The 25,456-nt window shown below is 44.8% G+C and carries 26 protein-coding genes, 1 tRNA gene and 1 riboswitch; of the genes, 11 read left to right on the top strand and 16 right to left on the bottom strand.

Going from position 1 to position 25,456, the window contains the following annotated elements:
• Positions 1-186 precede the first annotated feature (186 nt).
• From NWQ57_RS04225 to cyaY, 10 genes are all read right to left on the bottom strand, one after another.
• Positions 187-263: transfer RNA gene (locus NWQ57_RS04225), tRNA-Arg, on the bottom strand.
• Between the two features lie 333 nt (positions 264-596).
• Positions 597-1,622, bottom strand: a complete 1,026-nt coding sequence (locus NWQ57_RS04220) for an MBL fold metallo-hydrolase (protein ID WP_306020854.1) — start codon at positions 1,620-1,622, stop codon at positions 597-599.
• A 16-nt stretch (positions 1,623-1,638) separates the two neighbouring features.
• A complete protein-coding gene (locus NWQ57_RS04215) occupies positions 1,639-2,814 on the bottom strand; it encodes a heme biosynthesis HemY N-terminal domain-containing protein (protein WP_306020852.1) in 1,176 nt (391 codons plus the stop codon).
• 2 nt (positions 2,815-2,816) lie between these two features.
• Entirely contained in the window at positions 2,817-4,061 is a 1,245-nt protein-coding gene (locus tag NWQ57_RS04210; RefSeq protein ID WP_306020850.1) for a uroporphyrinogen-III C-methyltransferase, read from the bottom strand.
• 29 nt (positions 4,062-4,090) lie between these two features.
• Positions 4,091-4,816: a uroporphyrinogen-III synthase gene (locus tag NWQ57_RS04205; protein ID WP_306020849.1), complete on the bottom strand. Its 726-nt coding sequence runs from the start codon at positions 4,814-4,816 to the stop codon at positions 4,091-4,093.
• 2 nt (positions 4,817-4,818) lie between these two features.
• The gene (gene hemC, locus NWQ57_RS04200) at positions 4,819-5,751 is read right to left on the bottom strand and encodes a hydroxymethylbilane synthase (RefSeq protein ID WP_306020848.1); all 933 of its coding nucleotides are present in this window, start codon (positions 5,749-5,751) and stop codon (positions 4,819-4,821) included.
• 128 nt (positions 5,752-5,879) lie between these two features.
• A complete protein-coding gene (locus tag NWQ57_RS04195; RefSeq protein WP_306020847.1) occupies positions 5,880-6,683 on the bottom strand; it encodes a hypothetical protein in 804 nt (267 codons plus the stop codon).
• 86 nt (positions 6,684-6,769) lie between these two features.
• On the bottom strand, positions 6,770-7,264 hold the full coding sequence (locus NWQ57_RS04190) for a GNAT family N-acetyltransferase (protein ID WP_306020845.1): 495 nt from the start codon (positions 7,262-7,264) through the stop codon (positions 6,770-6,772).
• 62 nt (positions 7,265-7,326) lie between these two features.
• Positions 7,327-7,998: an alpha/beta hydrolase gene (locus NWQ57_RS04185; RefSeq protein ID WP_306020844.1), complete on the bottom strand. Its 672-nt coding sequence runs from the start codon at positions 7,996-7,998 to the stop codon at positions 7,327-7,329.
• A gap of 12 nt (positions 7,999-8,010) precedes the next feature.
• A complete protein-coding gene (gene cyaY, locus NWQ57_RS04180) occupies positions 8,011-8,331 on the bottom strand; it encodes an iron donor protein CyaY (protein WP_306020843.1) in 321 nt (106 codons plus the stop codon).
• A 127-nt stretch (positions 8,332-8,458) separates the two neighbouring features.
• On the opposite strand from cyaY, the gene gmk reads away from it, so the two are divergent.
• Positions 8,459-9,103: a guanylate kinase gene (gene gmk / locus NWQ57_RS04175; protein WP_306020841.1), complete on the top strand. Its 645-nt coding sequence runs from the start codon at positions 8,459-8,461 to the stop codon at positions 9,101-9,103.
• An 18-nt stretch (positions 9,104-9,121) separates the two neighbouring features.
• Here the strand turns inward: gmk and thiH are convergent, their stop codons facing one another.
• From thiH to thiC, 6 genes are read right to left on the bottom strand one after another with little or no spacing between them, the layout of a single operon-like run.
• Positions 9,122-10,231, bottom strand: a complete 1,110-nt coding sequence (gene thiH / locus NWQ57_RS04170) for a 2-iminoacetate synthase ThiH (protein WP_306020839.1) — start codon at positions 10,229-10,231, stop codon at positions 9,122-9,124.
• Entirely contained in the window at positions 10,221-11,018 is a 798-nt protein-coding gene (locus NWQ57_RS04165; RefSeq protein ID WP_306020838.1) for a thiazole synthase, read from the bottom strand. Before NWQ57_RS04165 ends, thiH begins: the two co-directional genes overlap by 11 nt.
• Before the next feature lie 3 nt (positions 11,019-11,021).
• Positions 11,022-11,243 (bottom strand): sulfur carrier protein ThiS, encoded by a 222-nt coding sequence (gene thiS / locus NWQ57_RS04160; RefSeq protein WP_306020837.1) that lies wholly within the window; start codon positions 11,241-11,243, stop codon positions 11,022-11,024.
• Positions 11,240-12,067, bottom strand: a complete 828-nt coding sequence (locus NWQ57_RS04155) for a HesA/MoeB/ThiF family protein (protein ID WP_306020834.1) — start codon at positions 12,065-12,067, stop codon at positions 11,240-11,242. The genes thiS and NWQ57_RS04155 overlap by 4 nt, the downstream gene beginning before the upstream one ends.
• The gene (locus NWQ57_RS04150) at positions 12,064-13,641 is read right to left on the bottom strand and encodes a bifunctional hydroxymethylpyrimidine kinase/phosphomethylpyrimidine kinase (RefSeq protein ID WP_306020833.1); all 1,578 of its coding nucleotides are present in this window, start codon (positions 13,639-13,641) and stop codon (positions 12,064-12,066) included. The genes NWQ57_RS04155 and NWQ57_RS04150 overlap by 4 nt, the downstream gene beginning before the upstream one ends.
• Positions 13,642-13,643: 2 nt before the next feature.
• Positions 13,644-15,605 (bottom strand): phosphomethylpyrimidine synthase ThiC, encoded by a 1,962-nt coding sequence (gene thiC / locus NWQ57_RS04145; protein WP_306020831.1) that lies wholly within the window; start codon positions 15,603-15,605, stop codon positions 13,644-13,646.
• A gap of 160 nt (positions 15,606-15,765) precedes the next feature.
• A riboswitch (TPP riboswitch) is annotated at positions 15,766-15,864 on the bottom strand.
• A gap of 156 nt (positions 15,865-16,020) precedes the next feature.
• Between thiC and rpoZ the strand changes: the two genes are divergently transcribed.
• The 10 genes from rpoZ to NWQ57_RS04095 all read left to right on the top strand — a co-directional run bounded on the left by rpoZ (position 16,021) and on the right by NWQ57_RS04095 (position 25,451).
• Entirely contained in the window at positions 16,021-16,293 is a 273-nt protein-coding gene (gene rpoZ / locus NWQ57_RS04140; RefSeq protein WP_306020830.1) for a DNA-directed RNA polymerase subunit omega, read from the top strand.
• A gap of 107 nt (positions 16,294-16,400) precedes the next feature.
• On the top strand, positions 16,401-18,530 hold the full coding sequence (gene spoT / locus NWQ57_RS04135; protein WP_306020828.1) for a bifunctional GTP diphosphokinase/guanosine-3',5'-bis pyrophosphate 3'-pyrophosphohydrolase: 2,130 nt from the start codon (positions 16,401-16,403) through the stop codon (positions 18,528-18,530).
• Between the two features lie 19 nt (positions 18,531-18,549).
• Positions 18,550-18,936, top strand: coding sequence for a RidA family protein (locus NWQ57_RS04130; RefSeq protein ID WP_306020827.1), 387 nt, complete (start codon positions 18,550-18,552; stop codon positions 18,934-18,936).
• 48 nt (positions 18,937-18,984) lie between these two features.
• On the top strand, positions 18,985-19,671 hold the full coding sequence (gene trmH / locus NWQ57_RS04125; RefSeq protein WP_306020858.1) for a tRNA (guanosine(18)-2'-O)-methyltransferase TrmH: 687 nt from the start codon (positions 18,985-18,987) through the stop codon (positions 19,669-19,671).
• Between the two features lie 275 nt (positions 19,672-19,946).
• On the top strand, positions 19,947-20,447 hold the full coding sequence (locus NWQ57_RS04120) for a fasciclin domain-containing protein (protein ID WP_306020826.1): 501 nt from the start codon (positions 19,947-19,949) through the stop codon (positions 20,445-20,447).
• A gap of 407 nt (positions 20,448-20,854) precedes the next feature.
• Positions 20,855-21,493 (top strand): peroxiredoxin-like family protein, encoded by a 639-nt coding sequence (locus NWQ57_RS04115; RefSeq protein ID WP_306020825.1) that lies wholly within the window; start codon positions 20,855-20,857, stop codon positions 21,491-21,493.
• A gap of 199 nt (positions 21,494-21,692) precedes the next feature.
• A complete protein-coding gene (recG, locus tag NWQ57_RS04110; RefSeq protein ID WP_306020824.1) occupies positions 21,693-23,768 on the top strand; it encodes an ATP-dependent DNA helicase RecG in 2,076 nt (691 codons plus the stop codon).
• Positions 23,761-24,570 (top strand): class I SAM-dependent methyltransferase, encoded by an 810-nt coding sequence (locus tag NWQ57_RS04105; RefSeq protein WP_306020822.1) that lies wholly within the window; start codon positions 23,761-23,763, stop codon positions 24,568-24,570. Before recG ends, NWQ57_RS04105 begins: the two co-directional genes overlap by 8 nt.
• Complete coding sequence (locus NWQ57_RS04100; RefSeq protein ID WP_306020820.1) at positions 24,567-24,956, top strand: VOC family protein; 390 nt, start codon at positions 24,567-24,569, stop codon at positions 24,954-24,956. The genes NWQ57_RS04105 and NWQ57_RS04100 overlap by 4 nt, the downstream gene beginning before the upstream one ends.
• 21 nt (positions 24,957-24,977) lie before the next feature.
• Entirely contained in the window at positions 24,978-25,451 is a 474-nt protein-coding gene (locus tag NWQ57_RS04095; protein WP_306020819.1) for a peroxiredoxin, read from the top strand.
• The last annotated feature ends 5 nt before the right edge of the window (positions 25,452-25,456 follow it).

Genomic DNA, 25,456 nt, shown 5'->3' with positions numbered 1-25,456 from the left:
AGTTATTTAAAATGGAGGGCTGAGGAAAAAGTATATAAATTATTTGGACACGGTGTGGACACGGGCTTGAAACTTCGCTGAATTTGGTCACAAAGAGCAACGGTCATTGTGTATGTGGCGAGATAAATTGGTTTTGAGTTATAGGGGGAATTGCTATTTTAAAAATAACATTACAAATCAATAGTTTGGCGCACTCGGCGAGATTCGAACTCACGACCTTCGCCTCCGGAGGGCGACGCTCTATCCAGCTGAGCTACGAGTGCATCATTAGTTTTGTGAACAATTTGGCCGTTGTCCTCGGATGATACCACACAAAACGCCCGTTACCTCCGGAGGGCAGCGCTCTATCCAGCTGAGCTACGGGTGCATTTTGATAGTTAGCTAAAAACCCTGAGGTTTTTTGCGAGCGCTGATTCTAATGAAAACGGCGCTGATTTCCACTGTTATTTTACTATTCCGTCGATTCAAGGCTTTGTGTTGTGGCGTTATTCACTTTGTAGTGCATTGCTATTGGTTTTTTGCCAACTATTACTTCTTTACACGAATATTGTCTTGCTTCCCATGGGTCGTGAACTTGCTGCTATACAAAATACGCTTTAAAACAGCAGCTTTTGACCTTGCTGCGGAATAATGATTTCTAAACCTAAATCATTAGCGTCATCCAGCTGTTGTTTGATCTTTGTTCTCGGGCTAGTGCCGCTGGCCATGGTGTATTTGATGTGGCTGATCAGTACTTTTAAATCACGTAAAGGTTTATCACCACCGACTTTTTGGGCGAGATGATGTAATTCTTGCATGAGTAATTCAGGGGTGAGGTGACCAAACAGCAGATTGTGCGGGCGTTCATTTTCAAAGGACGTTTCAATAATGATGCCGCGTAATCTTTTGTGTGTAACTTGCTTGGCTAGATAAGTCCAAATAGCATCGAGTTTGCCTTGCTTTTCTACAATGTCTGGGCCGGTATCACCAAAATAAACAAATAAATCGTTAGCGTGTTCGATCACGAAGGCGCTTGATTCAACAGGATGGCTCAAGCTAAAAGCGGTGACTTTTAATTGAGTGCCTTCGATGTCAATGGCTTGTTCTGGTGGTAGGTCTACGATGTGATATTTGTTTAATAAAGGAGGAATGCCACGGTCACTGAAATTGGCCCAGGCTTTGCCATTAAAATAGGTCTCACCAATCATGGCGTTGACTGAGGCCAAGGCATAGATATTTTTAGCGCTGTCTTCAGGTGAGGCCACAAGCATTCCATTGACATGATCTAGGTGGGCATGGCTAAGTAAATAAGCCTTAACATGGTGGCGTAAGATGTTACCTGCAGGCTGCCAATTCGCGTCATCATATAGGGCTAAGTCAGAGAATGCGCCTTGTTTTAGGCCTTCATTAATGCCGTTTACCAAGGTACCTGCATCTAAGGCAATGTAGTGAGTTTCTGTAAGTGAGCGCAGTAAAAAGGCGCTTAAATTACCATCTTCAATGCCGCCACTATCACCTAAGACCACCACTTCAAATGCGGGTGCGCTTAGACTGTCGGAAGCAGTTGGTTTCGACAACGTTTGAGCAGAAAACAACAGCGAGAAGCCTAATAAGCATCCCGCCTTTTGTATCATGTGACGCATTTGATTTTGCTTTTTATTACGCACCAGGTTGTGCCATGCTTTGTTTAAACAATGCCAGTGCTTGCAAGTTATCTTGCTGGGCTTCTTTTATCGTTGCCATTAAACGTAAGTCTTCTTGTTTATGGCCTAGTTTGATGGCTTTACTGAGGACCTTTTCCGCCAGAATTAAATCGTTAGCGTGGTAGGCCACATGTCCCAAGGTTGATAGCAATTCAACGTTATTTTCGTCATATTTAAGCCAGCCTTCGAGTTTTTTCAGGGCTCCATTTGGGTTGGGTAACTTAATTTGTTTGAATAAGGGGATCAGCAGAGCGTGAGGTGCTGATTTTTGGTATTCGACTAAGGCTTTTTCTGCCTCGCTGTGCATGCCTTGATCGATAAGTTGTTGAATATAAGCGGCTTGCTGAGCGGGGTCTTTACGCACCGAGCGTGACGAAGCGAGCCAATTTTCAATTAATTTAGTGCCGCCTTCTTTGCTAGCAATTTCGGCAAATTGGCCCTTGCTGGCCTGTTGCATCATTAAGTCGTAATCAGGGCCAAGGGATTTTTTCCAGCTGGGCAATTTATCTTTTAATACTTGCCACTTACCGGCTTCAGCGAGCGCTTGCGCCCATAGTTTAATAATAAGGGCTTGGTTACGCTGTTTTTCTGGCAGGTTGGCAATTAATTCGAGCGCATTGTCGGGCTGTCCTTGTTGCAAGGCGTCGCGGAGCAAGCATTGATTGGCAGCAAGTGACGAGCTGCTAATTGCTGCCGCTTTGTGCCACAAGGCTTTGGCTTTTTGTGGTTCGCCTAGTTGAAGTTCAACTTGGGCGGCAGCTAATAAATTGATGCCGTCAAAATCGTCATTTTCAATTTTGGCAAAAGCATTTCTGGCTTGCGGGTAGTCATTTTCTGCCATAGCAAGTAAACCACTTCTAAACGCTTTTTGTTTTTTACGAGAACCAAAATTGCCAAACCAAGCACGTGAAGTCGAGGTGGCATTAAAACTGAGATTTATTATCCAATTAAATAACAGCAGAGTAATAAATACCAGTATCAATGAGATCGCCAGTGACATAACGTTCATCTCAATGGCATAGCCATTAAACTCAATAAACACGTAACCACGATCGTCGAATATCATGGCGCTGACAACTAGCATAATTAACAAGATGACAAATATCATACAGATTCGAATGAAGCTCTTCATAATCAATTATTCCCGTTAGTGAAACGGTTGCCTAAGCGATCATTAATAATATCTTGTAGTGCATTACTGGCGGTAAATTGTTGCGGATAAGTTTGCTCTACTTCGCTGCTACGCAAACGCTGGAGGCTTTCAGTAAACTGCATCACATTGCTTTGAGTGGTATCAAAATGTTCATTAACTAAACGTAAAGCGTTGTTTAATTGGTCTTCAAATACCACAGACTGTTGTTGTAATAATGCTGTTTGAGCGCTGACTAAGGTAAATTTAAGCTGCTCTTTGACCAACCACTGTTGCTGCTCAGACATGAAGGGTTTGACTTCTGTGGTGATTTTTTTGACGCTGAAAAATCCTTTTAACACTTGGCTAATACTATTGACCAAGTTCGTGTACCAGTCGTTGTCATCAGTGACGATGTCTGAACTTGCTTCTAGATCTTCAGGTTTTTGAAAGAAGGTGAGGGGTAAACTGGCCACTTGTTTGCTCAAGCCACTGATTTCGAGTGCTAAGTTGGTCGTCGACAGAGGATTCAGTTGTTGCAAGGTATGCATATCAGCAGCGAGTTTTTCTCGAACCATCAATAGGCTGGTGTCGTTCATATCTTGTAAACGGCCATCGGCGGCTTGTAGCATCAGTAATGAGGTGGCAACGTCATGTTCTAACCACAATTTACGTCCCGCCATGTTGAGTAAATAATTGGCTTCGGCAAGTAACCAATCTGCCGGTCGACGACCAGCAATTTCATTGACTTTATTCAGAGTGCTAGCAGCTTGTTGGCTATTTTGCTCAATGGCACTGGCCATCACATTTAAGCGTTCTTGCTCAGCTTGGCTCTGCTGCTGCCAGTCACTTTGTACCAACTGATTAGCGGCAATGGATTTTTGAATTTCAGCTTGTTGTTTGGCTAAACTGCTTTCTTGTAGAGCGACAAATTGTTGTTGCGCTTCTGTTTGGTTTTGCCATTGCAGCCAGCCCCAATAAGCTGCGACGATAACACCAGTCAGCAGTAATAAATTAAGAAGCGTAAAAAACCATAAAAAACCGGTTTTTGCTTTCGCTGCCACAGGCTGTGATTCTGTTTTAGGGGTATTCATAGTTGGTTGTTTTGGCGGCGCTTGGTCGCCCATCCCAGTTGGTTTTTTGGTAGATGCCGTTGACTGACTTACTGACGCTGTTTTGCTGAGTTGTTTTTCTAAGTCTTCCAACATTTTTTGGTCTTTGGGACTCAGCTTGTCTTGATTATCTGCCATTCATTACTCCATAAAATTTTAGCCATCGCCTATGGGCGATGAGATGCAGCCTTGGCACTTTTAATGAGCGCTTGGTCACTAGCACTGTCACTTATTTGTACTTGCGTTATGCCAAACTGGTACGCAATATCTGCGGTTCGCTCACTGACAACGATCCAAAGTTTAGTCTGTAGCCAGCTCGCTGCATAGTGATTAAATGCGGCTGCAATCACTTCACCGCTGGTGGCAATAATGCATTGTATTTGTTCGTGATGCCATTGGCGAGTGCAAAAGGGCTTAGCTAAGGCGACTCTTTTATATAATGCCCATTCTCTTACCTTTGCGCCGCGTAGGGTCAATGTGTCTGCTAACAACTCTCTGCCGCCAAAACCTTTTATAATAATAACTGTTTTATCAGCTACATCATTGAGCATTGGTAGGGCTAATAAACCCTCAGAACGGGCTTCTGTTGGCACAATGGCAGTCAGTCCCGCCTGATTAAGTATGTCAGCGGTACTTTGCCCCACAGCAAAAAATTGTACCTGAGACGGCCACATGGACTTAAATAATACACATTGCTCAGCGGCCACGGTACTGGTGACGATAACCAGTGACTGTGTACTTAACTGTGCAATATGGTGCGGCAAAGCGGCTAAGGCTTGTTCATCAAGTTCGGTATCAATCAGTCCGCAAGCAACCGCATTTAGGCCCTCATTGGCAAAGGCTTGCGCACTGCTTACGCACTTGGCTTGTGGACGAAAAATTAAAAAACTCACAGCTAATTTGATTGGTGTAAGGCGTCTAATATTTTAGCTGCACCTTGTGACAATAAGCTTTCTGCGATTTGTGTGCCTAAGCTTACTGCCTCAGCTACTGGCGCGCTGGCACTTGCTTGTAACAGTGTTTGTCCATCGGGAGAGCCAACTAAGCCGCGTAATCGAATTGTACCGTTGTCAATTTCTGCAAAGCTACCAATTGGCACTTGGCAACCACCGTTTAATCTTGCGTTCATGGCCCGTTCGGCAATGACTCGGGTCGCTGTTTCAAGGTGATTTAGCGGGGAAAGTAAGGCAATAAGCTCTTCATCATCATTGCGACACTCAATACCCACAGCACCTTGTCCTACTGCCGGTAAGCTTATCTCTGGCGGAATTTGTTGTTTGATGCGGTCATGCATCTCGAGACGAATTAAGCCCGCTGCTGCTAATATAATGGCATCGTATTCACCGGCATCTAGCTTGGCTAATCGGGTATTAACGTTGCCGCGTAAGTCTTTTATGATTAAATCGGGGCGCATTTTTCGTAATTGGCACTGACGGCGTAAACTCGACGTTCCTACAGTGGCATTGAGCGGTAACTCGCTCAGTTCTGAAAATTGATTTGATACAAAAGCGTCAAAAGGGTTTTCACGCTCACAAATCGCATGTAATCCAAACCCGCTAGGAAACTCAACCGGAACATCTTTCATAGAGTGCACGGCAATATCTGCACGGCCTTCAGCCATGGCAATTTCTAGCTCTTTGATAAATAAACCTTTACCACCAATTTTAGCTAAAGGGGTGTCGAGAATTTTATCGCCTTGAGTACTCATAGGGACTAACTCTACGCTAATACCGGTATGTGTGGCTTCTAGTTTGGCTTTTACATATTCAGCTTGCCAGAGGGCGAGGGCACTTTTGCGGGTGGCGATACGAATTACACGGTGTGTCATTATTGTCCTTGTAGGGCGAAGAATGGCTGAATCAATGCCTTTTTAGGCTTTAGCGCATTTAAAATCTGGAGCAAAGTTTACCAAAAGCCGGTGCAAAGTTAAGGCTAATTTACGCTTAGCTACCAACATTATGGGCATAATTGCGCACAAGGGCGAACAGGCTCTTCTTTTGGAATGTTAAACTGTTGTAAGTTGGCTTGGATAAATGCGTGGTTTGCGTTTAACCACTGGTTAAATTGCTCGATAATTTCTGGGTATTTTATGGTTGATAATTGATGGCTAAATAGGTCTTGAGGCAAAGTGTTACTGTAAGTCAGTGCGTGGTTTAGGCCTAAGGTGTTGAGATAATAATTGGCCACCGCTATATCCACATCAATGCCATCGACCAAACCATTCACCAAGTGTTTAATCAATACCTTAGTGCTCGAATCATCAAGAATACTCACTTCGCCTTTGATTATTTCTTCTCTCCATAGGGTGGGGTCGAATCCACTGATCATGCCCAAGCTATGGAAGTAAGTCTTCGGTTTATCTGAGTTTTCTAGGAGCACAACCGTACCGGCACGTAAGAAAAACATAGGGTCGCTGTAATATTCTGCGTTGTGTTCAGTAGCAGATGGTTGATGCCAGCGTTTATTGTCAGGGTACTTAAAATCAATGTCGTTTTCGTATAACCACTTAGAAAACTTTTTCACGGGTAGGGCAACATAAGTGAGGGTGTAACCGCTGTCAGCAGCAAACTTATCAAGAATCGTTTTGCTTAACGATGTGTCGCTGCCGGTGTAATCAAAATAAGGATAATAAGCGATATCTTCGACACCGATAACTAAGTTTTTTACCTGCTGGGCCGCAACACCAAAGGCGCAAAGAAAAATAAGCAAACAACTATAAAATGACAACTTGGCCAAAACGACACTAAATTTCAGCAACACATCTTTCCCTTAATTATTGTTCTGTACATACGTCATAATTTTTCGCACGCTAATAGTTATAGATGGATTTTTTACAAATGTCTTTATTACCACTGCCTTTGTTTATTAAGGGGTAAAAGAAAAGTGGGCAAAAATCGTCCTGGTATGCTACCCGAGGGCTTTTTACCCTGTAGCTTGGCTCCAAATTTTATATAAAAATCGCTGGCGTTTGGATCGCCCTGAATAAGCATGCTTGTATAACCCTGCTGCGTGGCGGTTTGTTTAGCGAGGTTGATAAGTTGTCCACCAATTCCTTGACCAATAGCGCTTGGTTCAACAAACAAGGCTTCAAGTTCTACTGTCGTTGTTTTTGAGTGCGCCAAGACATAAAACCCCAGTATTTGGTGATGATGATAATCTAAGGCTTTAATAAAGGTATAGCTGCCAGAGGCAATGTGCTCTGGCAAATAAGTGAGTTCGGAGCGACACCGCTCAATAAACTGCTGATCATAGCCCCAGTAACCTTTTGAGCGCAGTGCGAGGGCACTTAAATGAGCCGCATCCTCAGGTTTGGCTAGTTGAAATTCGACTTGGGTAATCATACCTTATCGCCTGCCTGCCTCGATACATCGATAACGCCCTTCTCTACTGGCGCGAGTCGCCCTTATGCAAAGCGTTGTTGTAACCAAGCTGATATGTCGTTGAGCTCTTGCATACACACATTGTGCTGCATCTGATATTCATGCCACTCAACAGCATACTGGTTACCCTCTAGTACTTGGCGAGCAGCGTTACCCATTATCATTGGAACAACGTCATCATGTTGCCCGTGACCAATAAAAATAGGCGTTGATTTGTTGGTTTGTTTGGCCTCAGCGGCAAGCTTTTCAGGCTCACTCATGTAGCTTGAAAGTGACATGATGCCAGCCAGTTTTTTCTCAATTCGAGTGCCCAAATGCAATGCAATGACGCCGCCTTGAGAAAATCCAGCTAAAACGATTTTATCGGCTGGAATGCCTTTGGCTATCTCAGCGTCAATCAATTGCTCGACTAAGGCAGACGATTCTAAAACGCCCTTACTATCTGCGCGATTATTAAAATCGAGACTGGTAATGTCATACCATGCGCGCATTTTCATGCCGTTGTTGATGGTAACAGGGCGTACTGGTGCATGAGGAAAAATAAAACGAACAGCCAACTCTTCAGGTATCATCAGTTCTGGCACAATTGGCGCAAAACCATTACCGGAGTCACCTAGGCCATGTAACCAAATAACTAGGGCTTTGGGTGGATTTGTAGGGTTTACTTCGACAAAATCTAGCACGTGTTCGCTCATTTAATTCTCTCGTTATGCTCTATTAAAGGTAACGGGTTGTCCCGCTTGTTTACTGGCTGCGTCATCTAAAAATGACCAAAACTCAAGGCCGGTACGTTCATCAATCCACAATCCATCTTTAAAATTAAAGTGATGGCCGTTGAATTTAGTGGCAACCCATAATTGCAGTAAAGGCGGCTGTTTATTGATAATAATTTTACTGCCGTTGGTAAAAATCATGGTTAGAATACTGCTCGCAGATTCATAATCAATATCGGCACCGCAGTCGTCTAACATTTCTTCAATATCGATCAACAGATCGTCTACCATCTGATGATATTGGCTTTCGTTCATAAGCATTCCTGATTATTGCTAAGGGCAGATGTTATCCAACATTTGGAGACACCCGCTATGGATCTGGCGACATTATGCTAACATTGCAACTTACCGCCGACACTTTATTTATTGAAACTAACATATTATGGCCCACACCTTAGGTAATTTATTTATATTAGCAGCGCCATCAGGTGCTGGAAAATCTAGCTTAATCAAAGCCTTATTACAAAAGCATAGTGAAACAGGCTTGCATAATAATGCCATGCAAGTATCGGTATCACACACTACGCGTGCCCCTCGGCCAGGTGAAATAAACGGTGAGCACTACCACTTTGTCAGCCGTGAAGAATTCCAAGCACTGATCAAACAAGATGCGTTTTTTGAATGGGCCGAAGTTTTTGGCAACTACTACGGCACTTCTAAAATCGTGATCGAACATACTTTACGTCAAGGTATCGATGTATTTTTAGATATTGACTGGCAAGGTGCTCGACAAGTTAAAGCGCAAATTCCTGACACCGCGACTATTTTTGTCGCGCCGCCTTCTCAACAAGAACTGTTGCGCCGCCTCACTGACCGCGGCCAAGATTCTGCAGACGTTATCGATAAACGCATGCAACAAGCGGTGGCTGAAATTTCTCACTACCATGAATTTGATTACATTGTGGTTAACGATGAATTTGAAGCCGCATTGGCTGAGCTCGATGCCATTGTTACCTCGCGCCGTTTACGTAAAGAAAAACAGGTGATGCGTCATCAACAACTGTTTGAAAACTTACTCGCGCCATAAGTAATAAGGGCTGGCGTTTTAATGCCAGTCCCTTTCCCAATCCTTAAATATTGCTTGATAGCCTCTTTGGCTCAACATACTACTTATCTCTTGTACTGAGCGTTCATCACTTATTTCAAACTGCTCAAGTGCCTTGCTTGGGTTGGCATAACCGCCCGGTTGAGTTGAACTGCCTGCACTCATATGCGTGATCCCAAGGGGAATGAGATGGTTGCGCATGGGGGCACTTTCTCGAGTCGATAAGCTGATCTCAAGGTGAGCGTTAAATAGCCTAAAAGCACAAATAAGCTGCACTAAGCCGCTATCACTTAGCACAGACTTTGGTTGAATGCCGCCCACACAGGGCCGTAAGCGCGGTAAAGAGATACTTAATTTACTGCGCCAATAGCGGTTTTCTAAATGTTGAAGATGATAGCCCATCATCAATGCATCAAGTCGCCAGTCATCTAAACCGAGTAAAACCCCTAAGCCAATTTTGTCTATACCCAACTCGCCAAGCCTGTCGGGACTTGTGAGCCGGTAGCTAAAGTCTTGTTTTTTACCGCGGGTATGATGTTGAGCATAAGTCACTTGGTTGTATGTTTCCTGGTACAACATGACGCCGTCTAAACCAAGCAGTTGCAAACTTGCGTAGTCCTGACTCGAAAGTGGCTGTACTTCCATATTTACCTGACTAAAGTGTTGCTTAATTGTGGGCAGAACTTGGCAAAAATAGTCAATGCCGACCTTGCTTTCATGTTCGCCAGCCACTAACAGCACAGAATCAAACTTGTTGCGTTTTAATATGTCGATCTCTTTGTTTATCTCATTTAAATTCAAAACTTTTCGCTTGATTTTATTACTCATGGTGAAGCCGCAATAGTCACATTCGTTAGCGCATAAGTTGGACAAATATAGCGGAATAAACAGGTTAATGGTGTGTCCAAAGCGCTGTTGGGTCAGTTGTGACGCACGCTGAGCCATGGTCTCTAGGTAGGGTTGGGCCGCTGGCGACAGCAAGGCCATAAGTGCCTGAATATTGCCTGCCGGATTATGTAATGCTTGCTCCACTTGAGCAGGTGTGGTGGCATAAAGTGCGAGGCGCAGATCCACTTGGTCAAGCTTTGCAAAAACGCTATCAAAGTGCATTGAGTCCTCCTTGATGCTCCTGATTTTCCCGTAAAAAACCTGTTAGCGGACTAGTGTGTTGGGCATATTGGTACACCTGACCTAAACCTGCTTCATAGGCCATTCTGCCGGTTTCAACCGCTTGTTTAAAACACTGAGCCATTTGCTGCGGCGAACGACTTGAAGCAATGGCGGTATTGACCAGTACAGCATCAGCGCCTAACTCCATCGCTGCGGTGGCATCGGATGGGCAGCCGATACCGGCATCAATGACGACCGGAACCGTTGATTGCTCGATGATGATCTGTAAAAAAGCTTTGGTGACTAAGCCTTGATTGCTGCCAATAGGACTAGCGAGGGGCATGACTGCCGCGCAACCTAGGGCTTCAAGTCGGCGGCATAATACAGGGTCTGCGTGTACATAGGGCAATACCACAAAGCCTTTTTTAACTAGCGCTTCAGCTGCAATTAAGGTCTCGATTGGATCAGGTAATAGGTACTTTGGGTCTGGGTGTATTTCTAATTTCACCCAATTGGTGGCAAACATTTCACGACCAAGCTCAGCGGCAAATAGCGCTTCTTTGGCGGTTCTGGCACCTGAGGTATTCGGCAATAATTTAATGCCTGTTTTTTGCAGTGGCAGCATGAGATTGTCGGTGTGGCTGTGCCTGTCGATGCGTTTCATCGCCAGCGTTACCAATTCAGAGCCAGAAGCGTGTAAGGCATCTAGCATAGTTTGACTGTTGGCAAACTTGCCTGTGCCACAAAATAAGCGGGAGTTAAACGTGTGATCAGCAATTTTTAACATAGCTTACCCTCCCGCTACGGCAGCGAATAACTCAATATTGTCGCTGGCTTGGCATTGGTAGTGCGGCCATTGGCTTTTGGGCACAATACATTCGTTTACTACGGCGGCAACATTCGCGAACGCCTCATGCGATTGTTGAGTAGTTGCAACTAGCGCTAAGATATCGCGCAAGTTGGTATCAGCAGGCACTGAGAGTGGCTGACTATTAAAATATACAGTAATCATAACGACGCCTCTCGTTGGTGTGAGATAGGGGAGTTGGATGGCGTGCAACATACTGGGCAATGTCTATCACGCTGGCGTTTTAGCTTTCGCCAACTAAGGGTATATCCATCATAAACATGCAGGTGATCGTCAGCTGCGCCAACCCTCAGAATATGTTTAAGGGTGAGCGCGGCTTGCATACTGGCGACCACTGCCACTGTCGGGCCCAAAACGCCCATACTTTGGCAGTCTTGCGTTATAGCGTGCTCGTTAAATAGGCAGCGATAACACCCAGCGTGCTGGGCGTTTTGCAGATCCACCAGCAGCAATTGGCCACAAAAGGCACTCACGGCGGCGCTCACCAATACAAGTTTGTGCTCAACGCACCACAGATTAACGCTGTGCCGAGTGGTTAAATTGTCAGAGCAATCCAATACCGTGAGTTTTTGCTGGTGCAGGGCGGCTGATAGTAGCGGCTGTTGCTGAATAAATATAGCGACAGAGTCAAGATCAAAGTGCCAAGGCCATGCAACAACATGGACATCGGGGTTGTGCTGGTGGATTTGCCTTTTAGCAATATCGACTTTGTTTTGGCCAATATCGGGCGCGGCAAAAAGAACTTGTCGTGGTAAATTTGAGCGTTCAACCTTGTCATTGTCCATCAGGTAAAGATGCCCCACACCCGCCGCCGCCAGTTGTTGAGCAACATGTGTGCCTAAGCCGCCCACTCCTACAATTAATACATGGCTTTGCAGGAGTGTTTGTTGGCCAGATTCCCCCACTTCTGGTAGTAAGATTTGCCGGTAGTAGTGGACAAAGCGCGTTTCACTGAGTGATGTTGTCATGCTTGCATCTCCCATTGCTGTTGCAAATATTGCCAACTACTAGCAGGGCACGGTGCTTGTTCTATGGCGCGCACAATCGCGACATCGCCAATGCCCGTTCTTTTGACCTGTGCAAGGTTATCGGCGTTAATGCCGCCGATGGCGACTAAGGGCAGTTTGCCGCTGAGTAACTGGCAGTATCGCTTGAGCTTAATTAGGCCCTGTGCCTGTGATGGCATGGTTTTGGTGGGCGTTGCAAATATGTGCCCAAGGGCCAAATAACTTGGGTGTAATTGTTGAGCAATGAGCAACTCGAAGTAGCCGTGAGACGACAGCCCCAATGCTAGACCTGCATTGGCAATACACGTTAAGTCGGCCTGAAGTAGGTCTTCTTGTCCAAGATGCACACCAAATGCCCCGTATTTTACTGCGAGCTGCCAGTGGTCATTAATAAACACCTGCGCCTGAAACTGTGTACCTAAGGCAACCGCTTCTTTTATTTGTTGCTCAAGCTCCCATTGATTTGTTGTGGATTTGACCCTTAGTTGCACCGTGCGAGCACCCGCTTCAAGCACTTGCTTGAGCACGCCTAAGGATTCTGTCACGGGGTATATGTTAAGTGGAGTCGTCACTGGCGCGAAATCTAGGGGCTGATGGGTGTGTAACAGAGCAACGTGGGGTAAGGTAATTGTCGGGAATAAAGATAAAGTGTGCGGCCAGCCGTTTCTGGCAAGTACGCCCGCCCCTTGTCCTACTTTATAGCCTGCTAACAAGCCTTGGTTAACATACGCTTTTGCAACACATACTGCATCAAGCATAGGATAATCGAGGGCCAAAACGGTGGCGATAGCCGATGAAAACGTACAGCCGGTGCCATGCTGATGGGGCGTATTAATGGCGGCACTTTTAAAGCCCACAATTTGGTGTTGATGTTGCTCTGAGCTATAGGCAATGTCATGCACCATCATCCAGTCAACGGCATAACCTTGCTGCATACCACCGCCGGTCAACAGCACATTGCTGCGTATTGAATGAGCCAGTATTTCAAGCCATAACCACCACTGTTCAGTATGCTCAACGGCCACATCTGCGTTAAGTAAATACCTAAGCTCTTGGGCATTAGGAGTCAGCAAACTCACTTGTTTGGCTAAGTGCAAATAGTCGGCTAGTAGCGGCGGGGCGTCTTTATCGGTTAAGCTTTGGCCCGTGGTTGCCAGCATCACAGGATCCCAAATGATGGGTATTGACACTTGAAGCTGCTGTTGGTAATTAGCAAAGGTCTCACTGAGCCATTGACTCAACCAGCGTACCTGCTGCGCATTGGCCAGTACGCCAATTTTTATCGCCTTTGGCGGCATATCTTCCAGTAAACAGTTGACTTGCTGCGCCAAAATGGCCACCGAGGTAGCGACCATGTCTTTTACACCAAGTGAATTTTGCGCAGTAATCGCGGTGACAATATTACAGGCATGTCCGCCTAAATCGTTGATAGTCAGGCTATCTGCTTGAATGCCAGCGCCGCCGCCACTGTCTGAAGCAGCGATGCTCCATACAATGGGGCGAACCGCCTGCGACTTTGCATCGAAGGTCGCCATCTTTATACCGGCTCTTTTGTCAACGCCTGGGACAGCGGGGCATAAATCTGCGCACCTTGTGCCCTAAATTCAGCCGACTTTTCTTGCATATATTGTTCAAGTTCTTGTTCGTTGAGCATGCGACTGTCTACTAATCGACTGGCGTCTGGCTCTACTTCTATGGCTTGTTTGGCGCTGTAATCTCTGACTTCTTGAGTGATTTTCATTGAGCAAAATTTAGGGCCGCACATCGAGCAAAAATGCGCAACTTTGGCGGATTCTTGAGGTAAAGACTCATCGTGATAAGCTCGCGCAGTATCAGGATCAAGGCCTAAGTTATATTGGTCTTCCCATCTAAACTCAAAGCGTGCCTTAGACAAGGCGTTGTCGCGAATTTGCGCGCCAGGGTGTCCTTTGGCGATATCGGCGGCATGTGCAGCAATCTTGTATGCCATTAAACCCTGTTTAACGTCTTCTTTGTTGGGTAAACCTAAGTGCTCTTTGGGAGTGACATAACACAACATGGCACAACCATACCAAGCGATTAATGCCGCGCCAATGCCCGAAGTAAAATGATCATAACCCGGCGCAATATCAGTAGTCTGGGGGCCTAAAGTATAAAACGGCGCCTCGCTACAAATCGCCAGTTGCTTGTCCATATTTTCTTTAATCAGTTGCATGGGAATATGGCCAGGTCCTTCGATAATGGTCTGCACATCGTATTCCCACGCTATTTTTACAAGCTCGCCGAGGGTTTCTAATTCAGCAAACTGAGCCTCATCATTAGCATCAGCAATACAGCCTGGGCGCATGCCATCACCTAAAGACAGTGACACATCATAGGCCGCACAGATTTGACAGATTTCACGAAAGTGGCGATACAAGAAGCTCTCTTTATGATGAAATAAACACCATTTGGCCATGATAGAACCACCACGGGACACTATGCCCGTAAGGCGTTTGGCGGTCATGGGTACGTAGCGCAGCAACACGCCAGCGTGGATAGTAAAATAATCTACGCCTTGCTCAGCTTGCTCAATTAGCGTGTCGCGAAATACTTCCCAGGTTAAGTCTTCGGCCACACCATTTACTTTTTCTAAGGCTTGATATATGGGTACCGTACCAATAGGCACAGGGGAGTTGCGAATAATCCATTCGCGGGTTTCATGAATATAACGCCCAGTCGACAAGTCCATTACCGTATCGGCGCCCCAGCGTGTTGACCATACTAGCTTTTCGACTTCTTCTTCAATTGACGATGTAACCGCTGAGTTACCAATATTGGCGTTGACCTTCACCAAAAAGTTTCGACCAATGATCATGGGCTCGGCCTCAGGGTGGTTAATATTCAGCGGAATAATCGCTCGTCCACGGGCCACTTCGTTACGTACAAATTCCGCGGTAATGGGCTTGCCAATATTGGCACCAAAGGCATTGCCAGGCGCCTTTTGCGTTAATACGCCGTCACCTACGTGCTCGCGGGCCATGTTTTCACGCAGAGCAATGTACTCCATTTCTGGTGTAATCATACCGGCTCTGGCGTAATGCATTTGGGTAACGCATTTACCTTGTTTAGCTTTAAGAGGTGTTTGTAAGGCATCAAACCTGAGATGATCAAGGCCATCGTCAGCAAGGCGCTGTTGGGTATAGTGTGAACTGACTTGGTTAAGTTGTTCTACGTCACCTCTTGCCAGTATCCATGCCTGACGGAGTTTGCTTAAGCCCTGGTGCACGTTAATTTCTGCATCTGGATCGGAATAGGGGCCTGCGCAGTCATACACCATAATGTCGGGATTTGACTCGGTGATTGGGGAATCTTCAGTGCCCCCGAGAAAAGTATCTGCTTGACTAATAGCGCGCATGCCCACTTTGATATTGTGCACAGAGCCTGACAAATACACTTTTTTAGAATTGGGGTGTAATAAGGGTTTTAAATTTTCAATAAATTGTTGTGCCTGGGCACGGGTTTGACGACGATTTGACATTAGCAATCTCACTTGTAGTTAAAAAGAAAGTTGCTTGTCTGGAGAAGTATTGTGTTGAAAAGCACTAACAACGCTTTATTTTCAGCCGCTTGATGTGGCACAAAAATACAGTTGTTAGCAAAATGATGAAAACCAATTAGATTCACTTTCATGAACAATTAGCGCTATCACGCTTGTTTCCTTCGCGAGTACTAACTCGATCAGGTTCAACGGATCCCGAATTAACGGTCTCAGCCCTTAGGCACTCCGACAAGAGCTTTTAGTATAAACATAAGAGGAAATTAGCCACAAGTGATTTGTTGATGAGGAGTAAGTCGATCTGATTAGTGCTTTATCGATCAAATTGCTTTTAAACGGGCGCATAAATCAGTACACTATGCGACCTTTTTTCAATAAACATTTAACGGAAATCATCATGGCTCGCGTAACAGTTGAAGATGCTGTAGATAAAATTGGCAATCGATTTGATTTAGTTTTGGTGGCAGCTCGCCGTGCTCGTCAAATAGCTATTGAAGGAAAAGATCCTTTAGTATCAAGAGGCACTGACAAGCCAACCGTAATTGCATTACGTGAAATTGAGCAAGGTTTAGTTAACGCTAAAACCCTTGAAGAGCAAAGCATTCGTGATCAACATGAACAAGATCGTGTTGAATTCGCATCAGTTGCAAACATCCTTTCTGAGCATTAATTCTATTTTTTTATAGCAAGGCTAAACATTCTCTGTGTTTAGCCGTTGGCTTGTAAACAAAATCCCCGTATTCTTGCTGTATTCATCACTGACTAAAAGCGTAATTTGTGTATTTGTTTGAGGGCTTAAAACAAAAACTTGAGAGCTATCTGCCACCCGATAGGGTTGCGGACATTCAACGTGCGTTTTTATTAGCACGTGATGCACATAGCGGGCAAATGCGTTCAAGTGGCGATCCTTACATTACGCACCCTGTTGCAGTGGCCGGTATATTGGCTGACATGCGCCTTGATTACGAAACCTTGATGGCAGCGTTATTACACGATGTTATTGAAGACACGCATCACGACAAAGACGACTTAAGTGCCCAGTTTGGTCAAACTGTGGGTGAACTGGTTGAGGGTGTCAGTAAGTTAGATAAAATTCAGTTTAGTAGTACCCAAGAAGCTCAGGCTGAGAACTTCCGAAAAATGATCATGGCCATGGTCAAAGATATTCGCGTTATTTTGATTAAGTTGGCTGATCGCACGCACAATATGCGGACCTTGGGTTCATTACGTCCAGATAAACGCCGCCGCATAGCGCGCGAAACTCTTGAAATTTATGCCCCGATTGCACATCGCCTAGGTATTCACGAAATTAAAAATGAGCTTGAAGACTTAGGTTTTCAAGCCATGTATCCACTGCGTTACCGAGCGTTAAAAGGGGCCGTAAAACAAGCCCGTGGTAACCGCAAAGAAGTGATTGAAAACACGCGCAAAGAAGTCGAATCGCGACTCGCCGCTGCGGGCATTGAAGCCACAACCAGTGGCCGCGAAAAACACTTGTATTCTATTTATCGCAAAATGAAGAACAAAGAATTGATGTTCAACGAAGTGATGGATATCTATGCCTTTAGAGTGGTTGTAGAAAGTGTTGATCATTGTTATCGCGCGCTGGGGGCGATGCATGGTTTGTATAAACCCATCGAAAGTCGTTTTAAAGATTATATTGCGATTCCGCGAACGAATGGCTACCAGTCTTTACATACCTCGTTGATTGGTCCGCACGGTATTCCGGTCGAAATACAAATTCGTACCCTGGCCATGGATCAAATGGCAGATAAAGGAGTCGCGGCCCATTGGCTGTACAAAGATTCTGATGACGTAAATGATACCACCGCACAGGTAAGAGCCCGTAAGTGGATGCAGTCGTTAATTGAATTACAGCAAAGCGCGAGTTCTTCGTTTGAGTTTATTGAAAACGTCAAAACGGATTTGTTTCCCGACGAGATTTATGTTTTCACTCCAGACGGCCGTATTATCGAATTGCCTATGGGCGCTACTGCAGTTGATTTTGCTTATGCAGTGCATACCGATGTGGGTAACTCGTGTGTTGGTGTAAAAGTAGAGAGACGTACTTTTTCCTTAAGTAAGCCACTAGAAAATGGGCAAACGGTTGAGATTATTACTTCACCGCGAGCTAAACCGAACGCGAATTGGTTAAATTTTGTGGTCAGTGCGAGAGCACGGGCACATATTCGTCATTATTTGAAAAATCAGCGCTCAGAAGAAGCGGTAATAATGGGTAATCGCCTTCTTCGTCATGCACTAGGCACGGTAAAATTAGATGAGATCCCACAAGCCGATATCAATCGTGTCGTTTCAGAAACCAAACATGATAATTTTGATGCACTACTCGCCGATATCGGTTTAGGCAACGAACTCAGTATTATTGTTGCGCGTCGTTTATTGGGTGACTCACAACATTTATCTGACAAACAATTAAAGGTGGCAATCAGAGGTACTGAAGGGTTACTGGTTTCTTATTCCCGCTGTTGTCACCCTATTCCTGGTGATGAAATCGTGGCCATACTCAGTCCTGGCAAAGGCATGGTTATTCATCAGCACGGCTGCAGTAATATTCGTAAATTAAGCCGCGAAGAGCCACATCGTGTATTGGTGATGCAATGGGACAGCAATGTAAGTGGTGAATTTAATGCAGCACTGCGTATTGAACTGGTTAATCATCAAGGCACTTTAGCTACACTTACGAATACGGTTGCCAGCTGTGGTTCGAACATCATCAGCCTGCAAACCGAAGAAAAAGAAAGCAATATCTATTACATCGATATCGAGCTAACAACGAAAAACCGAGTGCAATTGGCCAATGTCATGCGCAAAATTCGGATCATGCCAGAAGTCCAACGCGTATCGCGACATAGTCAAAGTAGACACTCCAAGTCGACGAACGTCTAACTAATAAAGAAGGGTTAACATGTCTAAGTCTGTAATTCACACTGATCAGGCACCACAAGCTATTGGTACCTACAGTCAAGCTATTAAATGTGGCACTACCGTTTATTTATCGGGCCAAATTCCTCTAGTTGCTGAAACCATGGAGATGGTGTCAGAAGATTTTGCTGAACAAGCACACCAAGTATTTAAAAATATCACCGCTGTATGTGAAGCAGCTGGTGGCTCTACTGCCGATTTAGCTAAGGTGAATATTTACTTAACTGACCTGGGTAAATTTGCGACAGTGAACGAGATCATGAGCCAATACATTAAGCAACCTTACCCTGCACGTGCTGCAGTGCAAGTGAGTGCCTTACCTCGTGGAGCTCAAATTGAAATAGACGGTGTGATGGAATTACCTGAGTAAGGGAATATGCCTATCCGTTCTAAAAGTAACGAAGCGGCCTACACTACTATGTCAGCCGAACGTTACCAACGCATATCAAGCTTTGTTGACTTGCGCCAAGCAGACTTAACTGTCTGCTTGGAACAAGTGCATAAACCTCATAATGTATCTGCGGTGCTTCGTAGCTGTGACGCCGTAGGCATTCATACAGTGCATGCGGTATCTCGTGAAGAACATTTGATGCGCAAAGATACGGCCATGGGCGCCGAAGATTGGGTATTTACCCAGCGTCATAGCACCATTGAAAACGCCGTTGAATATTTTCATCAGCAAGATATGCAAGTGTTAGTCACCCATTTAGCCGAGGATGCGGTTGATTTTCGGGATATTGATTACACCAAACCCACTGCAATATTACTCGGCCAAGAAAAGTTTGGCGCGACACCACAAGCCGTTGCGTTGGCAGACAAAAAAGTCATCATTCCCATGGTTGGCATGGTGCAATCACTGAATGTTTCTGTTGCTGCAGCCTTAATCCTTTACGAAGCCCAGCGTCAACGTCAACAAGCAGGAATGTATAACAAGGCGCAATTAAGTTATGAGCAACGCCAGTTATTGCTGTTCAAAGGCGGCTTTCCGCGCCTGTATGCCTTGTGTGAACGTAAGGGGATCAGTCATCCACCGATTGATGCCGCGGGTAAAATTGTGGCCGACCCTAGCTGGTGGCAACAAGTACAATTTACCCCCAGTCGTTAGCCTTTTCATTTCAATACTACGCCTTTCACCTGCGCAAAAATCACTCTAATCTTTTTTGTTTGTTATCACGTATAGTGTGGCTACGTCTTCTTGGTTTTCTTTTTAATGTTATTTAAGTATCTGAATTTTATTAATATTTCTTAATATAATTTTTGATCAAAGTGCTGCTTTGCACGGTATCAATGGAGTGTTAATTAATGCGCTAAGCCACTCTTTAAAATGGCTTACTGCGTCGTAAAAGCAACATGAATTATCTACATAAATTAAGGAAAAATATGAAAAGCACTCTATTAAAATTTATCTCTGCAAGCGTAGTATCACTGTCACTAATAGCTGCACCTGCTATAGCAGGTCATCATGACGAAGCTAAAATGGATATCGTCGAAACCGCAGCGAGTAATTCCTCTTTTACAACTCTAGTTGCAGCTGTTAAAGCCGCTGGTTTGGTTGATACCTTGCAAGGTGCTGGACCTTTTACGGTATTTGCTCCTACTAATGAAGCGTTTGCAAAACTGCCTGCCGGAACAGTAGAAGAGCTGTTAAAGCCAGAAAACAAAGACAAGTTAGTTGCCGTGTTAACTTACCATGTTGTTGCTGGCGAAGTGTACGCCAAAGATGTGGTGAAATTAACACAGGCTAAAACAGTACAAGGCGGCACTGTCATGATTAAAGCCAGCGACGCTGGAGTCATGCTCAACAATGCCAATGTAGTACAAACTGACTTAAAAACTAAAAACGGTGTGATACACGTTATCGATACCGTTTTATTGCCTTAGGCAATATCCATTAGCATGAGGCCATCTTAGATGGCCTTTTTTATATTTATCTATTGGTTTTATGCAATACAGACTGGAGCCAGTTGACCTTTGGGGTATGTTTTTGCAGCGAGTTGTACAGTATTTAAACAATGAAGCACGAATGTGATGTAGTTGTTCTACTTGAATGGGTGATGAAATGGTAGAAATGTAGCACAAACGCTTTTTACTCTTTGTGACTGATTTTTGACTTGTCCCGCAACAGAGTTTCACTAGGCCTACAAATCGAGGCCGCGCTTAAAAAGCGTGTAGATTGAACAAAATTTATACCACAAAGTTTAACAGGCCCTAAACAAGACTTATCGATGAAAGTATTTTGCTTTGGCCTAGGTCTACCACAGTGAATCTTATTTTTTATTGAGGAATCCATGAAATATTCACTACTTGTTTTAATTTTTGTTGTATGCACAAGCTTATTGACACAAGCAGCGAGTGCTTTTGATCGCACTCAAATAGCTGATGTTGCTGATGACGTTAGCCCATTATTAATCGGCCAAAGTGTGCCTAATAGTACGCTTTTAACGGTTGATGGGGCGCCAGTGAGTTTAAAAGCACTGACCTTAGAAAAACCGTCTGTTATCATTTTTTATCGTGGTGGATGGTGCCCTTACTGTAATCGTCAGTTAGCGGGCCTAAAGGATATCGAAGAGCAATTAGATGCTTTAGGTTATCAAATTATTGCCGTATCACCTGAAACCCCTGCTCAATTACAAGCCCAAAAATTACAAGAAAAATTTACTGTGCGCTTGTTGTCAGATGCCAGCTTAGACACGATCAAAGGTTTTGGTATTGCTTTTTATGTTGATGATCAAACTACCAGTAAATATAAAACCAGCTGGGATATCGACTTAAATCAACAAGATAAAAGCGGCAAGGCAGTGCTACCCGCACCCGCAGTATTTATTCTCGATACTAAAGGAAAAGTGAAGTTTAGCTTTGTTAACCCTGACTTTAAAGAACGTTTATCGCCAGAATTTCTGCTATCTGCTGCGCAATTACTGCAATAACGTTCCAGTCATTCAACTCAGAAAAACATCAGTATTCAAGTAATGCTTAAGCTCAATCTATTCGGTTGAGCTATTTTCTGGGTTTTTCCTTTTCAATGGATGCCAAATATCCGGTAAGCCTTTTGTCGCATTTGTTGTATTATGCCGTTCAAATTGTCACATAATTGCGTTTATTAGCGCCCGGTTTAACAAGGAATTCATGCGCGGCCTAGCCTTTACACTGGTCTCTGAGCTAAAAGGCGTTGGAGCCAAAGTAGCAGAAAATTTAGCTAAACTGGGCATCGTTAATGTGCAGGACTTATTGTTTCACCTGCCGCATCGCTACGAAGACCGCACCCGTATCTATCCTATTGTCGATTTACAGCCGCACTTATCTACCAATGTGCAAGGCGAAATCATGTCTTGTGATGTGCAGTTTGGTCGTAAGCGCATGTTAATTGTCAGAGTCAGTGACGGTACCGGTACCTTGACCTTACGTTTCTTTCATTTCAGTGCGGCGCAAAAAAATAACTTAGAAGTGGGAAAAACAGTACGTTGCTTTGGTGAAGTTAAAGCAGGCAAGTTTGGTTTTGAGATCATGCATCCTGAATACAAACTGGTAAATTTAGATAATCCCTCCCCAGTTCAAGAATCGCTCACACCGGTTTACCCTGCCACAGATGGCATCAAGCAAATTACCCTGCGAAACCTAACAGAGCAGGCTTTAAACCTAGTGCATAAAGGGGGCTTGGCTGAATTGCTACCCGATGGCTTGTATCAACAACAAATACGCTTAGTTGACGCCTTGCAGCTGGTGCACCGTCCGCCACCTGACGTCACGCTTACTTTGTTAGAGCAGGGTAAGCATCCAGCCCAGCAGCGCTTGATCATGGAAGAGCTGCTTGCTCATCATCTGAGTGTTTTGCAAGTAAGGGCGCAAAGTCAGCAGCATCAAAGTTATATGATTAAACCCAGTAAGGCACTGCTTCAACAGTTTTTAAGCAACTTACCTTTTTCGCCTACGAATGCACAAAGCCGAGTATTAAAGGATATTCAGCAAGACATGCAAATTAATCGGCCCATGATGCGTTTAGTGCAAGGTGACGTGGGCTCAGGTAAAACCCTAGTCGCCGTGATGGCGGCCTTATCTGCCATTGATGCGGGGTATCAGGTAGCGTTAATGGCTCCCACTGAATTATTAGCTGAGCAACACGCGAATAACTTCAAGTCATGGTTAGCACCACTCGGTATTGAAGTAGGCTGGTTGGCAGGCAAGATGAAGGCAAAATCCCGTGAGCAAGCACTTACTGCTTTGCAATCAGGCGATATTCAGATGCTGGTTGGCACTCATGCCATTTTTCAAGAACATGTGCACTTTGCTAATTTGGCGCTGGTGATTGTGGATGAACAACACCGTTTTGGGGTTCAGCAGCGTTTAGCGCTAAGAGAAAAAGGCGAGTCTCAAGGCAGATTTCCCCATCAGTTAATTATGACGGCTACGCCTATTCCACGAACTTTAGCCATGACTGCCTACGCAGATTTAGACACCTCAATTATTGACGAACTGCCACCCGGTCGTACGCCAGTTAAAACGGTGGTGTTACCCGATACTCGTCGTGATGAAGTGATCCTCAGGGTGCGCAATGCCGCTGTTGAGCAGCATCGTCAAATTTATTGGGTGTGTACTTTGATTGAAGAGTCAGAGTTTTTACAAAGCCAAGCGGCTGAAGACACCGCCGTCATTTTAACGACCCTTTTGCCAGAACTTAAAGTGGGTTTAGTCCATGGCCGTTTAAAAGCAGCTGAAAAACAAGCCATCATGGCGGAGTTTAAAGCCGGTAATCTTGATTTATTAGTAGCCACTACGGTGATTGAAGTCGGGGTAGATGTGCCCAATGCCAGTTTAATGATCATTGAAAACCCAGAGCGCCTAGGTTTAGCGCAGTTGCACCAACTTCGAGGTCGTGTAGGGCGTGGTTCGGTAGAAAGCCATTGTGTGCTGATGTATCAAAGCCCTTTGTCAAAAACTGCCAGTAAGCGCTTATCGGTATTGCGTGAGTCAAATGATGGTTTTTATATCGCCCAACAAGATCTTGAAATACGAGGGCCGGGCGAGCTACTTGGCACCAAACAAACCGGTTTGGCCGATTTAAAAATTGCCGATTTAATCCGTGATGCTGAGTTGATACCGCAAGTTCAAAATATGGCGCAGCACCTTTGGCAACATTACCCAGCCAACGCCCAAGGAATTATCAACCGTTGGCTCGCTCATAAAGCACACTTTGGTCATGCCTAATATGTCACAAACTACTGATTGTATTCCCGTTACGGTGGCGGAACATGCCACTGAAATCCTCCGGATCAAGGCGCAACAAACCGCTCAACAATGGGGCTTACCCTTTGTTGAAATGAGCCATCAAGGTTTGGTGTTAGTACAAAGCGAAACCCATTTGGGCCTCAAGCAACTAGACGAGCCTAAAGTAGGGGAAGTGCTAGTCGATTTTGCGTCCGAGGCATTAACGTTTCGCCGTTTACATGGCGGCGGTAAAAAAGAGGCGATTGCCAAAGCGGTGGGCTTAAAAGGACAAACCGCTTTGAGTGTACTAGATGCGACAGCAGGCTTAGGTCGTGACGCTTTTGTTCTGGCGAGTCTTGGTTGTAAGATGCAACTCATTGAGCGCTCACCTGCCGTGGCTGCACTATTGGCTGATGGTTTACAACGGGCTGGTGAACATGCTGAACTGGCTGGCTGGTTGCCACAACGAATGAGCCTACAACATGGTATTGCGGTTAATATCATGGCAAATTGGCAAGGTGAGCGTCCTGATGTGGTGTATCTTGACCCGATGTTCCCGCATCGCAAAAAATCAGCAGCAGTAAAAAAGGAAATGCGTTTATTTCAGCAATTACTCGGCCCTGATGAAGATGCTGATGCTTTACTTGCACCCGCCTTAGCCTTAGCTAAAAAACGCGTCGTGGTTAAACGTCCCGCCGGCGCACCGTATTTAGCTGACAAAAAACCGCAGCTTGAATTACAAGGCAAAGCTAACCGCTTTGATATTTATCTGAGTCTCACAATCAAGGAAGCGGGTTTATGATGATAAGCAATATTAACCTACTAATTACTGACTATGATCGCGCTATCGATTTTTATGTGAACAAGCTGGGTTTTACCTTGTTGTGTGATGTGGCAATTAATGAAGAGCAGCGTTGGGTACGTGTTGCACCAGCGACACGCGCTGAATCAAGTAGCGCTTTGGTTTTATGTAAAGCCAATCCGCAGCAAAAGCAACTTGTAGGTAAGCAAGGGGGGGATGGCGTATTCCTTTTTTTGCAAAGCGATGATTTTTGGCGAGATTATCAGCGAATGCAAGCGGCAGGCGTGGCGTTTTTAGAGCAGCCACGAGAGGAAATTTATGCCACAGTAGTGATATTTCGTGATTGTGAAGGCAATAAATGGGATTTATTACAAGCTAAAAATTAATGAAGGAAAAAGGAGAGAATTATGATTAAAGTCGGAGATAGCTTACCTGAAGTCACGTTTAGTTTACGTAAGAATGGTATTAACTCAAACCCTACAACGGCAGATATTTTCAGTGGTAAAAAAGTCGTGATGTTTGCTGTACCTGGAGCATTTACTCCAACCTGTTCAGAAGCACACTTACCCGGTTATGTGACTTTGTTTGATGAATTTAACGCGAAAGGCATAGATAAAGTTGTGTGCACTTCAGTGAACGATGCGTTTGTAATGACCGCTTGGGGCGATTTACATAATGCTGAACATTTAATTATGTTGGCTGATGGCGGGGCAGATTTTGCCAAGGCAGTGGGTCTTGCCAAAGAAACCGGTACTTTTGGTGGCACGCGTTCAGTGCGATATGCCATGTTAGTAGAAGATGGTGTGGTTAAAATCCTTAACGTTGAAGCCCCTGGAAAATTTGACGTCAGTGATGCAGAAAGTATGTTGGCACTCATGTAATTGGT

Origin of the sequence: Paraglaciecola sp. (assembly GCF_030730205.1) — a bacterium.
GTDB lineage: Bacteria > Pseudomonadota > Gammaproteobacteria > Enterobacterales > Alteromonadaceae > Paraglaciecola.
The sequence above is the reverse complement of the archived record's forward strand: the minus strand, read 5'-3'. Positions and strand labels throughout refer to the sequence as shown.

Coding starts and splice junctions, on each gene's coding strand:
- NWQ57_RS04130 (WP_306020827.1), top strand. CDS start 18,550: ATGTCTAAGTCTGTAATTCACACTGATCAGGCACCACAAGCTATTGGT.
- NWQ57_RS04100 (WP_306020820.1), top strand. CDS start 24,567: ATGATGATAAGCAATATTAACCTACTAATTACTGACTATGATCGCGCT.
- thiH (WP_306020839.1), bottom strand. CDS start 10,231: ATGCACTTTGATAGCGTTTTTGCAAAGCTTGACCAAGTGGATCTGCGC.
- hemC (WP_306020848.1), bottom strand. CDS start 5,751: ATGACACACCGTGTAATTCGTATCGCCACCCGCAAAAGTGCCCTCGCC.
- NWQ57_RS04165 (WP_306020838.1), bottom strand. CDS start 11,018: ATGTTAAAAATTGCTGATCACACGTTTAACTCCCGCTTATTTTGTGGC.
- NWQ57_RS04190 (WP_306020845.1), bottom strand. CDS start 7,264: ATGATTACCCAAGTCGAATTTCAACTAGCCAAACCTGAGGATGCGGCT.
- NWQ57_RS04210 (WP_306020850.1), bottom strand. CDS start 4,061: ATGGCAGATAATCAAGACAAGCTGAGTCCCAAAGACCAAAAAATGTTG.
- NWQ57_RS04120 (WP_306020826.1), top strand. CDS start 19,947: ATGAAAAGCACTCTATTAAAATTTATCTCTGCAAGCGTAGTATCACTG.
- NWQ57_RS04185 (WP_306020844.1), bottom strand. CDS start 7,998: ATGAGCGAACACGTGCTAGATTTTGTCGAAGTAAACCCTACAAATCCA.
- recG (WP_306020824.1), top strand. CDS start 21,693: ATGCGCGGCCTAGCCTTTACACTGGTCTCTGAGCTAAAAGGCGTTGGA.
- trmH (WP_306020858.1), top strand. CDS start 18,985: ATGTCAGCCGAACGTTACCAACGCATATCAAGCTTTGTTGACTTGCGC.
- NWQ57_RS04215 (WP_306020852.1), bottom strand. CDS start 2,814: ATGAAGAGCTTCATTCGAATCTGTATGATATTTGTCATCTTGTTAATT.
- NWQ57_RS04155 (WP_306020834.1), bottom strand. CDS start 12,067: ATGACAACATCACTCAGTGAAACGCGCTTTGTCCACTACTACCGGCAA.
- cyaY (WP_306020843.1), bottom strand. CDS start 8,331: ATGAACGAAAGCCAATATCATCAGATGGTAGACGATCTGTTGATCGAT.
- NWQ57_RS04095 (WP_306020819.1), top strand. CDS start 24,978: ATGATTAAAGTCGGAGATAGCTTACCTGAAGTCACGTTTAGTTTACGT.
- gmk (WP_306020841.1), top strand. CDS start 8,459: ATGGCCCACACCTTAGGTAATTTATTTATATTAGCAGCGCCATCAGGT.
- rpoZ (WP_306020830.1), top strand. CDS start 16,021: ATGGCTCGCGTAACAGTTGAAGATGCTGTAGATAAAATTGGCAATCGA.
- NWQ57_RS04220 (WP_306020854.1), bottom strand. CDS start 1,622: ATGCGTCACATGATACAAAAGGCGGGATGCTTATTAGGCTTCTCGCTG.
- NWQ57_RS04115 (WP_306020825.1), top strand. CDS start 20,855: ATGAAATATTCACTACTTGTTTTAATTTTTGTTGTATGCACAAGCTTA.
- thiC (WP_306020831.1), bottom strand. CDS start 15,605: ATGTCAAATCGTCGTCAAACCCGTGCCCAGGCACAACAATTTATTGAA.
- NWQ57_RS04150 (WP_306020833.1), bottom strand. CDS start 13,641: ATGGCGACCTTCGATGCAAAGTCGCAGGCGGTTCGCCCCATTGTATGG.
- thiS (WP_306020837.1), bottom strand. CDS start 11,243: ATGATTACTGTATATTTTAATAGTCAGCCACTCTCAGTGCCTGCTGAT.
- NWQ57_RS04105 (WP_306020822.1), top strand. CDS start 23,761: ATGCCTAATATGTCACAAACTACTGATTGTATTCCCGTTACGGTGGCG.